Here is a 10,469-nt window from a genome sequence, read left to right on the forward strand (position 1 = left end):
CACCGCAATGTCCGCCCGATCAGCAAACGTCAACAACCTCCGCGCCACCAGCAACTCCCTCTACCCAACAATGTTTGTTGCTACGAGGCTATGACGGCTCTTCGCGGTTCGTGGTGATTTCCGCTGCTGAGGAGATGTTCAGGCCGCTGTTCTAGCGGCGCTTCTCAATAGGATACGGGTTTTGTAGTTAGTGTTGTTCACGAATCCTCGTCCGGTCCTTTTGATGTTCTTGATCGCGGTGTTGTTCGCTTCGACTTTCGCGGTGGCGGCGCCGGTGACGATGAGGACTTCGATCTCGTTCCGCCACCGGCAGATCGTGCGGTAGAGCCTTCTGGCCTCGGGCTGGCCTGCACGGTCGACCAGTCTTGCGAGCTCGGTCTTCGCCGCGGTGGCCTCGGCGATCGACCCAGTGTGCAGCAGCGTCCGGAGCTGTTCCTTCACCTCCCAGACGGCCTGCAACCCGCCGCTGGGATCATCAACGGAGAAGACCACCTCAAGACGGTTTCGGGCCCGGTCCGAGAGCCGGTCGGCGCCCTTGAGCAGTAGCCGCCGATTCGCCCACACAGGATCGGTAGCGCGCCCGCGGCGGCCCTTGGCTTCCTGGCAGAGGCGTTGGCGGACCTCGGTGACCATAGCGTTCGCGAGCATGCTCAGGTGACACGCGTCGACGCTGACAGCGGTGCGGGGCAACCACATCCGTAGCGCCTTGCGGAACGCCGCTGACGGGTCGATTGCGACGACCTGGACGCCGAGTCGCCAACCCAGTGGGCGGGCCTTGAGCCAATCCCCAACACCGGTGCTGTCGCGTCCGTCGACGACGCCCAGGACCTGCCCGGTGTCCAAATCGACGAGGGTGGACATCCACGGCTCGTACCGGGTCCAGGCTTTCGTGGCGGGGTCTTGGAAGAACCGTACGGACCGGAAGCGGTGCTCATCGATACCGAGCCTGACCGGTGCCATGGTGTCCACGTCAGGGAGTTTCAGCACCGCGGTATCCAACGCCCGCTGGACCAGCCACCAGGACACGCCGAACGGGCTCTTCGCGGTTTGTGGTGATTTCCGCTGCTGAGGAGATGTTCAGGCCGCTGTTCTAGCGGCGCTTCTCAATAGGATACGGGTTTTGTAGTTGGTGTTGTTCACGAATTTTCGTCCGCATCGTTTGAACCGGGGTGGCGATAGAAGGGTCAACAGCGCCTCGCACATGGCTGCGATCACCAGAATGACCTATGAATCTGAAACCTGCGAATACGTCGAGAAACGTCGCGCCGAGGGCAAAGCAGACAAGGAGATCCGGCGCTGCGTCAAACGCTATCTGGCGCGTCGTGTGTTCAGGATCTTGACTGCCGAAGCCCGGACGAAAAAGGTACAGGAAGCCGCTTGACAGACATAGAAGAGTCCACCGACGCCTTCACAGCGAGATCGGCTACCTACCCCCGGTCGAAGCCGAAACCGTCTACTACTAAAAACTCCCGGCCATCAAAACGATGGAACGGGTCTAACAAACCCTCCACCAAACCCGGGGCTTGACAACCTGTCCTCCTGGCCGGCCGCGATACGCGTCATCGTCCGCAAGGAAATCCCTCACGTCGGCGCGCAACTAAGGATCACCGATGTCGAGGGGATGCGCTATACCGCGTTTGCCACCAACCAGAACACCGGGCAGCTCGCGGATCTGGAAGTCCGCCACCGGTTACGAGCCCGCTGCGAGGACCGGATCCGCAACGCCAAGGACACCGGCCTGCAGAACCTGCCCCTGCACGCCTTCACCGGCAACACGCTCTGGTGTCACCTAGTCATGCTCGCCGCAGAGCTCATGGCCTGGGCACAGATGCTCGGCTTTCACGGCACCAGAGCCAGACGATGGGAGCCGAAGAGACTTCGGGCGAGGATCTTCGAGATCGCGGGGAAGACCAGTCGGCACGCCCGAAGCCTGACCGTTCACCTCGCCGCCACCGCGCCTGAAACACCGTTGCTCATCAAAGCCCTCACCCGACTGAAAGTCTTGAACCCGCCATAAGCGCCGGGGCCACCGACCGACCCCGAGCAGGAGGACCAGCAGGAAAACGAGCACCGTGATGGACGTGGAACCATCACCGACCACCGCCACCCGGTCAGCGGCAACAATGTCGTACCCACATGCCAGAATCAATCACATCAGGCAGCCAGTAAGCCCCGATCACACCAACCAGAGTGCCTCATGAAAGATCGAGGCTAAAAAGGCCTTGGTCGAAAGACGCATTAACACCCATTTTAACAGTTACAACGGGTTTTCCCGCAAGGCTCCCGTGCGCGGACCATACGGGAACGGTCGATATATCGACTATATTCTGGTCTACGAGATGCGCGTGGTTGAGTGGGAAACCGTTGTAGACAATGATGACCAGGGAAAACTCCGAGGAATCATCCCCTCAGATCACACCATGATCACCGCAAAGGTGGAACGGCCGTAGCGTGATCGGAAACTGCGAATTTGACGTTAACTCCGGCTACTGCCGTTGAACGGGCAGCAGCCGGAATCGAGTAAACTGGCTACTGGAACTTTGCGCTAAATCGGAACAGGAAAGCGGCCATTGCGTCACGGTTGACAGGTTGCAGTGCCCTGAAGGTCTTCGTGTCGTTGGATTCTGTCCAACCTGTGCTGATTCCGGTCGATGCAAGCCATGCCATCTCCTTATAAAACTGTTCTTGTGTGCTGATGTCGTCGAACGGGGTTGACGTCGGGGCTTTGAAGGAAGGGCTATCTGCGAGTCGATACATAAAGGCCGCCATCGCGTTCCTGCCCACGGATTGCAGGGGGCGGAAGGTTTTGGTGCCGTTTCGTTGGACCCACCCCGTGCTAATTCCGGTGGACGCCAGCCAGGAGATCTCCTTGTAATACAAGTTATTCGTCGAGACGTCGGCGAACGGTGATGTTTTGGGAGGTGTGTACGTGGGGCTGCCAGAAGCCCGGTACATGAACGCGGCCATGGCATCACGGTTGACGGACTGGAGCGGTCGGAAAGTCTTGGTAGCATTCTGTTCTGTCCAGCCGGTGCTGATGCGTTCCGTAGCCAGCCACGAAATTTCGGTGAAGAACTGGTTGTTTCTAGGTACGTCTGTGAAAGTTTGGATGGTCGTAGGCGCCGGGGTTGGGGCAGGTATGGTCTCGGCGACCATCGGCAGATCGACGTCGGCCCGTACCATGTTGTGATCTGACGGGATAGTCCCGATGAACCGACCGTTCGAGTCAACCTTGACCACTGTCTCCCACTCGGAAACCCGCATCTTCGACGTAAAAATGTAGTCCAAATAGGTGCCGTTACCATAGTTGTTGCGCGCTTTTGCCTGACGGTCGAAGCCGTTGAAGCTGTCATAGAACGTCCCGATCCGGTTTTCGACCGTTGCGTTACCGCTTGGAAGATCGGTTTTATAGGTGTTGCCAAGGGGGTCGACGTAGCCGGCCCCGGTGATTACGTCGTAGGTGACGTTGGCGGGCTCGGTCCACTTGTGTGAGTTGAAGTCTCCGGTGATGATGACCGGCAGCTTATCCACGTTCTCAGACTTGATCTCGGCAAGTACGCTCTCAGTCTGCTGCTTTCTGAGCGCATGGTAGGCATCTCCGCCGCCCGGCTGCAAATGGGTATTGCCGACGAAGAATCGCTTGCCGGTGGACTTCTGCTTGAATATGCCCCAGGCCAAGTACCTTGCGTTATCCGCGCCGTTGGCGGATGGCACTAGGTGGGAACCCTGCTTCAAAAGGTCCACCGTGGAAGGGTTGAAGTAGAGCTTCGTACCTTGGGAAGCCCCTTGATCCTCGTAGACACAGTTGGTTGGGGTTACATGGTTGACGCAGTTGTTCCGCTTGTCATTCGTGAGCCGGTAGGGAGCACCGGCCCCGTTCAGACGATCACGCAGATCTTCGAACTGCGACAGCCCGCCGGGACGTGGTTCATTGCTCAACCATCCCTGTGAAGCTTCCTGGATGCCGATCACGTCCGGCATTTGAGATGTAATGGTGGAAACAACGGCCGATCGTCGGTCTGTCCAAGGCAGTTCGTTGGGCACACCTGAAAAACAATTGGCGCACTTGATGTTGAAACTTGCCACAGACAGGGGACTAGTCACAGGGGCGAGTGGCGTTGTGGCTGTTTTGGTCTTCGCGGATATGACTGGCGAATAGTCGCTGAGTCTTTCGTTGCCGTCTGGGGATAGGGCGACCACCCTGAAGTAATAAGACGTGTTCGCGTTGAGGCCCCGGATCTCAGCAGACGTTGTGGAGTAGCGAATAAAGCCGGAGTCTGACAGGTCCGCTTTGGTGGAAAACTGAATCCTGTAGAGCTCAGCGTTGTTCCATGAATTCCACGCAAGATTGATGGAAACGGGACTCTGCGCTGTGGATTTCAACCCACTTGGAGTAGGGGTGGCTCCGGGATCTGCGGAGTCGGTTCTTCCGCTTATCTGAGCGGAGTATGGGCTGAGCCTGGTGTTGCCATCCTCGCTGAGGGCGGCGACCCGCGCATAGTAAACGGTATCTGGCTGTAGGCCGCGGATCTCGCCCGTAGTGGGAGGGAAGCGGTAGAAGCTAGCGTTGGCCATGTCTGGGGAGGTCGATAGTTGCACGCGGTAGCGCGGTGCGTTATTCCATACGTTCCATGCGAGTTTAAGGCCAAACGCGTCACGGCCAGCTACCTTTAACCCGGTGGGGGCCTCAGAGGAAACGGTCGCATCTGCTGTAACAGGAACGGTACTCGGATCAGTCGCTACTGCAGCTGGTATCACGGTGAAGAGCTGAAGTATCAGCACCGCGGGGATAAGGACCGCCAACCGGGCTCGGTTCTGGGCGGATTTCATGACAAGAAGCATCGGACCTCATATGTGGGAATTAGAGCACTGGAGGGGAGCGGGCAATCAGGTTGAGTTGGACAGCCAACACCTGTGAATGACTTTGAAGTACGCTCAACGGCGCGGGCCAAATGAACAGGAGCAATTGGTGAACTCTGAGCCGGGCACCAGGGCGGTCAGCACCAATCGAGGCTGCTCATGGCCAGATGCAGAACTAATCAGAATTTAATGTGCTCCAGCGAGACGGCTGTGAACCGTTCAGGGCTTAGAATCCGTCTCAGGTAACGGGGCCGTCTGCTACCCACAGCCGTAAACCGGCCAGCGGACGACAACGAGGCAGTGAGGTGCGAGAGTGCAGCATGGTTGAGACCTTTGCTATTTGGTAGCCCGGCTGACCCAAGGGGTTCCGTGGCTTTGCGTCCCTAGCTTGCGCGAGGTTTGCCCTTATCAGTGAGCGAGGGCTCACTGGCGCTCACCTTACACTAGCGGAGCCTCTAGCCCCAAATTGTCGGAGCACCCCGTTGTGTGATGGATCAGGGAATGACCGATCGGGAGCCGGAACGAGGTTTTTTGGGTCGTTTTGGGAATAGTGCGACCGTCTCCCGGTACGCATCGTTGAGGACAACTTCGCCCTGGCGGGGATGGCGAGGATTTTGGGGTCGTTGTTGGTGGTGAATCGTTCGGGTGTTTTTGCCCGTGCGGCGGCCAAGATTTTGGCTCGTTCGAGGGCTTTGCTGGCGGCCAGTCCGTAGTGGACATCCGCCGGTGTGTTGAGGCCGATTCCGGTGTGGCAATGGGTGTGGTTGTACCCGTCGACAAAGAAGTTGTGTTTCGTCAACTTTAAGTCGGCCGTTTCGGCGCTAAGAATCAGGCCATGTGTGCTCGGTTTCCTTCCATTGCGGCGGTGTGCTTATTTCATTAGGGCATTTTTGACTCTGTAGGACTCGCCGCGGAACTGCAGGAGCCGTCCGTGGTGTACTAGCCGGTCGATGACGGCCGCGGCCATGTTGTCGTCCCCGAACACGGTTCCCCAGCGGGAGAACTCGAGGTTGGTGGTGATGATGAGGCTGCGTTTTTCGTAGCTGTTCGCGATGATTTGGAACAGGAGCTTGGCTCCTTCGGTGTCGATCGGCAAATATCCAAGTTCGTCAATTGCGATGAGTTGGTTTTTGGCCAGGGATGCGAGCTCCTTGTCCAGCCGGTCCTCGTCTTTGGCTCTGCGTAGCATCATGACCAGGGCTGAGGTGGTGAAGAACCGGGCCGGGATGCCTTGTCGGCAGGCGGCTGCCACCAGGGCGGTGGCCATGTGGGTTTTGCCGGTGCCGACGTCTCCGTAGAGGACCAGGTCCTGAGCCCGGGTAATGAAATCGAGGGATTCGAGGGGCTCACGGCCGTAGTCCTCGGGGAACCTGACACTGGTGAAGTCGAATCCCGTGAGTGTTTTCAGGGCTGGCAGCCTCGCGGATCTCAGCAGCCGCTGGCGCCGTGATTCCTGCCGTGATTCGTGTTCGGCCAGCAGGACCCCGTGGAGGTATTCGCGTTGTTTCGGGGTGCCCTTCTCAGCCCATTCGGTCAACACGGTGCCGGTCAGTGAGGCATGCTTGCCCGCTTCGAGGATGTCTTGGACGGTGATCGGATTCATGCGACTTCTCCGGTGCTCGTGTTGACGGTGGTGTCCCTGGTGGTGAAGGTGTCATAGACGCTCAGATCCACGTTGGCGGCGGTCGGTTCGGTGCCGTGGGCCAGTCGGCGGGCGAGCATCCCCAGGGCGGCCATGTCCGGGGTGTCCCCGCGGCGGATCAGGGTGTCGGCGGCCTGGACTGCGGCCTCGAAGCCGGCGGATCCGGACGCGGCATCCACGGCGTTGAGCAGCCGGCGCCGATCGGTGGCGGTGGCTTTGGCAAACCAGTCGCGCACCGGGTCGGTGACCAGGGCCCGCAGCGGGGAATGGGACCACGCCCCGGGCTTGGTCACCAGCAACGGCAGCAGGGACGCTGGTTCGAAGATCGTCTCGGCCTGGTGCCCGAAGGCCCGCGGGAAGGACCGAACGGGCGCGGAGTGTTCGTCGAGGATCTCGATGACGTCGTGGCGCAACCCGACGGTGAGGTTCCGGCCGTGGAAGGCGGGCCCGGCGGCGTAGGTGTTCCCATCAATAAGGATATTTCCGGTTTTGTCGGCCTTGCGGGACTCGTAGCGCACTGGGTTGAACCCGACCCCGGGCAATGCCAGGGACGCGGCCATATCCTGGGCGAACAGCTCACCCAACGCCAGGGCTTTGCGGTAGTGCGTGGTCCCGGCCAGGGCGTCGCACCGGGCCAGCAGAACGTCGTTGAGCCCAGCCAACGTGGCGGCAACTGGTTCGGGGACCATGAGGTTGCGGCGCAGGAATCCGACCGCGTTTTCCACGTTGCCTTTCTCGTGTCCCGAATACGGGTTGCAGTAGCGCGACTCGGCGCGGTAGTGCAGCTTGAACGCGCCGAACAGTTTCGATTCCACGACTTTGGTGCCGACCCGGCGTCCGATGCCGGTGGCATTGTCAAAGACCATGTGCCGGGGTGCGGCCCCGATGTGTTCGAACACCCTGCGCAACCCGTGGCAGACGCATTCAGCGGTTTCGCCGCGGTACGCCTGCACGAAGCGCATGTTCGAGAACGGGAAGGTCACCACCAGGATATGCAGGACCTGCCGGATCCCGGCGATGATCGCTTCGGCCTGACCGAAGTCGACCTGCACCGTGCCAGCAGGCCACACCAGTTCTGTGAAGCCCTCACCAGCCTGCCGGTTCCGGGCAGCCCACTTCTTCACATGGCGTTGCACCGGTGAATACGTGCCGGTGAAACCATGCTCAGCCACCAGCCGGTCGAAGATCCGCTTGGCCGTATGGCGCTGCTTGCGCGGCCGGCGCTGGTCCTCGCCCAGCCACTGCTCAATGATGTGATCGAACCCGGTCAACACTGAGCCTCCGGGCCGGGCCGCCGGTGCTGGCGGTACCGGGGAGAAGTCCTGCTGATCGGCGTACCTGGCCACCGAATCACGGCTGATCCCCAGCGTGCGGGCGATCTCACGCCCCGGGACTCCCTGAGCGTCGAGTCTTCTGATATTTTCTTGAACGGACATGGGTACCGTCATCTCACTTTCCAGCCCTTCCGGCGCACACGCTTCGCAATGGCAGCGCCGTAAGGAACCTATCTGGGGGTGGCGGGCCCATGTCCCCAACACACTGGGAACGGCCCTGGCCACCGGATGATCTCTATCTCTGCGCACTCCCCAAATCCATTACGTGGACGGGAATTGCCTGGCCTGATTCTTACCGCTCTTTTGGCCTGAAACCAGCCACCAACTCGGCAGGATTTCTTGGCTGAAACGGCCTACAAATAGTCGACCACACACAAGAAGTCCATGAACGCTCTCGCGTCGGGTAGGGAACTGAAGCGTTCGGGGAACGTGGGAGCGAACTTCAGCGACTTGAACCAGGCCTCACTGTACGGATTATCATTGCTGACCCGGGGACGGGAATGGGACCGGGTGACCTCCAGGTCCGAGAGCAGCGCCGCGACTGTTTTGGAGGTCATCGAGGTGCCACGGTCGGCGTGGACGATCTGCGGGATGCCGTGGATGCCGAAGATTTCCTTCATCATTTCCACGGCCAGTTCCCCGGACTCGTGGGCATGGACGTAGGCGCCGACGATGTAGCGGGAATAGATGTCGATCATGACGTAGCAGTCGTAGTATTTGCCCTTGATCGGGCCGGCGAGTTTGGTGATGTCCCAGGTGTAAACCTGTCCGGGTCCGGTCGCGACCAGCTCCGGCACGGCCCGCGCCGGGTGGCGTGCGATCCGGCGGCGTTCCTTGACCTGGCAGTTCTCCTCCAGGACGCGATAGAACGTGGAGATTGAGCACAAATAGACGCCTTCGTCCAGGAGCCGGGCATAGATCTGCACCGGCGGCAGGTCCACGAAATCCTTCGAATTCACGGTCGCCAGGATGTGGTCGCGCTCGGCCACTGAGAGCTTGTTTGCCGGCGCCGGGACCGGCGGAGGGTCTTCCACCGCGATTCGGGGTTTGCGGGTCGCTGTGGCCCTGGATACCCCTGCAATCACGGCCGCTTCCCGGGTAGAGATGTCCGCCAGGGTGAGGGCGGTGTAGGCGCTCATCAGGGTTTCTTGTACCAGGGCTGCTGCTCCGCGCTTTCGGAGATATCCTCCAAAAGCAGCCGTGCTTTTTCCATTATCGACAACGCAGCTGCAGTCCGTGCCAGCTTGCGTTCACTCACCTCCAGCTGCCGACGTAGACGCCCGATTTCTGCCTGTTCAGCAGTGGGCTTGCCGATCTTTTCCCCGGGCTTTTTGCCCTCGAGGACACCGGCGTCGCGGAGCTTACGCCACTCGGTGATCTGGGAGGAATACAGGCCCTCGCGGCGCAGGTAAGCCCCGCCGCCGGTGCCATCGTCACAGGCCTGCTGGTACGCATCCAAGTACACCAATTTTTGTGCCGGAGTGAACGACCTACGAGGGGTCGGGCCTCCGGACCTGGGGCCAGGATTACTCATGGACCCATTCTCCCGCGGCGGGGAAATTGTGGAGATAGACATTAGTGGTGATCCTGGTTCTCGCCCTACGAATTAGACGAAGTTGCTACGAAGTACTGGCCTCACCCAACCCTGACACGTAGGGGATGTGGCGCCCACGGTGCCCGCAGGACTGTTGCTGAACGCGCCGTCGGCAGCTATCCAAAGCCTCTCCAGCCAGGCGGATGACATGGAAGGGATCCATCACCGGAACAGCCTCGGGAAGTTCTTCGGCCGCGGCGCTCTTAAACCCGGAGAACCCGTCCATGGCCACGACCTCGATCCTGTCCCGCCATTGTTGCGGGCGTGCTTTTAGCCACGTGGCGAAGACTTGTTTTGAGCGGCCTTCGACCATATCCAGCAGGCGGGACGGTCCGGTGCCATCACGGATCGGGGTCAGATCGATGATTACGCTCACGTATTTGTCCCCGCGGCGGGTGTGCCGCCAAACATGCTCATCAACACCGATGACTTTGACCCCGTCGAACCGGTGCGGATCATCAATGAGCACACGCTTACCTTCGGCCAGGACAGCTTTGTTGGCAGTATTCCAGCTCACGCCCAGCCCTTCGGCGACGCGGGCGACCGTGAGGTGTTGACACACGATTCCCTCCAACGCCCACCGCAGCCCGCGGCGGGAGAGTTTCGCCCGTGAATCGGCGGCTTTGGACGTGTCCTGCCGCCACACCTGTCCGCACCCGGAACATTTGTATCTGCGAACTTTGACCAGCAGCGTGGTCGGGCGCCAGCCGAAGGGTTCGTGAGCGAGCTGGCGGGTCACCGTGTCCCGAGGGACGCCTTGGCACCCACAGTTACGGCACCAGTCATCTGGGTCAACAACACGGCAAGCAAGAACGGCGTGATCGCGGCTCAGATGCTGCCCCGTGGCCTCGAGTCCAAGTTCGTCGAGCCGACAGAATGTGGTCAGGTCAGGGCTGTGGAAGGTAGCGTGGAACACGAGGGCCTTGCGGTAGAGGAATCAAGATCTAGCCCGGATTTTTCATGATCGTCGGTTTGGTCGCTGCGCTGGCGGTTGATTCCTGCTTCGGGTGATTTTGTGGTTTTGGGCTCGTTGGTGGGG

The 10,469-nt window shown here is 60.1% G+C and carries 3 protein-coding genes, 6 pseudogenes and 1 riboswitch; of the genes and pseudogenes, 2 read left to right on the plus strand and 7 right to left on the minus strand.

Translation table 11 applies throughout. The features are described 5' to 3' along the window. Positions 1 to 138: 138 nt before the first annotated feature. Positions 139 to 1,044 (minus strand): annotated as a pseudogene (locus tag IWX62_RS15755) (ISL3 family transposase); the annotation flags it as partial. Positions 1,045 to 1,153: 109 nt separating this feature from the next. Between IWX62_RS15755 and IWX62_RS15760 the strand changes: the two are divergent. Both IWX62_RS15760 and IWX62_RS15765 read left to right on the plus strand, forming a co-directional pair. Then, positions 1,154 to 1,381: pseudogene (locus tag IWX62_RS15760) on the plus strand (IS110 family transposase); the annotation flags it as partial. 138 nt (positions 1,382 to 1,519) lie between these two features. Next, a pseudogene (locus tag IWX62_RS15765) lies at positions 1,520 to 2,017 on the plus strand (transposase); the annotation flags it as partial. A gap of 512 nt (positions 2,018 to 2,529) precedes the next feature. On the opposite strand, the gene IWX62_RS15770 reads toward IWX62_RS15765, so the two are convergent. From IWX62_RS15770 to IWX62_RS15795, 6 genes and pseudogenes are all read right to left on the minus strand, one after another. Beyond that, complete coding sequence (locus IWX62_RS15770) at positions 2,530 to 4,830, minus strand: fibronectin type III domain-containing protein (protein ID WP_196842365.1); 2,301 nt, start codon at positions 4,828 to 4,830, stop codon at positions 2,530 to 2,532. 369 nt (positions 4,831 to 5,199) lie between these two features. Beyond that, positions 5,200 to 5,274, minus strand: a riboswitch (cyclic di-GMP riboswitch). A gap of 163 nt (positions 5,275 to 5,437) precedes the next feature. Then, positions 5,438 to 5,641: pseudogene (locus tag IWX62_RS16490) on the minus strand (IS3-like element ISAar46 family transposase); the annotation flags it as partial. A gap of 90 nt (positions 5,642 to 5,731) precedes the next feature. Further along, entirely contained in the window at positions 5,732 to 6,463 is a 732-nt protein-coding gene (gene istB / locus IWX62_RS15775) for an IS21-like element helper ATPase IstB (protein WP_196842366.1), read from the minus strand. Continuing rightward, complete coding sequence (gene istA, locus IWX62_RS15780; protein ID WP_196842367.1) at positions 6,460 to 7,938, minus strand: IS21 family transposase; 1,479 nt, start codon at positions 7,936 to 7,938, stop codon at positions 6,460 to 6,462. The genes istB and istA overlap by 4 nt, the downstream gene beginning before the upstream one ends. A gap of 281 nt (positions 7,939 to 8,219) precedes the next feature. Next, positions 8,220 to 9,370 (minus strand): annotated as a pseudogene (locus IWX62_RS15785) (DDE-type integrase/transposase/recombinase); the annotation flags it as partial. A gap of 133 nt (positions 9,371 to 9,503) precedes the next feature. Next, a pseudogene (locus IWX62_RS15795) lies at positions 9,504 to 10,346 on the minus strand (ISL3 family transposase); the annotation flags it as partial. Positions 10,347 to 10,469 lie beyond the last annotated feature (123 nt).

This window comes from Arthrobacter sp. CAN_A1, from assembly GCF_015751665.1.
Lineage (GTDB): Bacteria > Actinomycetota > Actinomycetes > Actinomycetales > Micrococcaceae > Arthrobacter_D.

Coding starts and splice junctions, on each gene's coding strand:
- IWX62_RS15770 (WP_196842365.1), bottom strand. CDS start 4,830: ATGAAATCCGCCCAGAACCGAGCCCGGTTGGCGGTCCTTATCCCCGCG.
- istB (WP_196842366.1), bottom strand. CDS start 6,463: ATGAATCCGATCACCGTCCAAGACATCCTCGAAGCGGGCAAGCATGCC.
- istA (WP_196842367.1), bottom strand. CDS start 7,938: ATGTCCGTTCAAGAAAATATCAGAAGACTCGACGCTCAGGGAGTCCCG.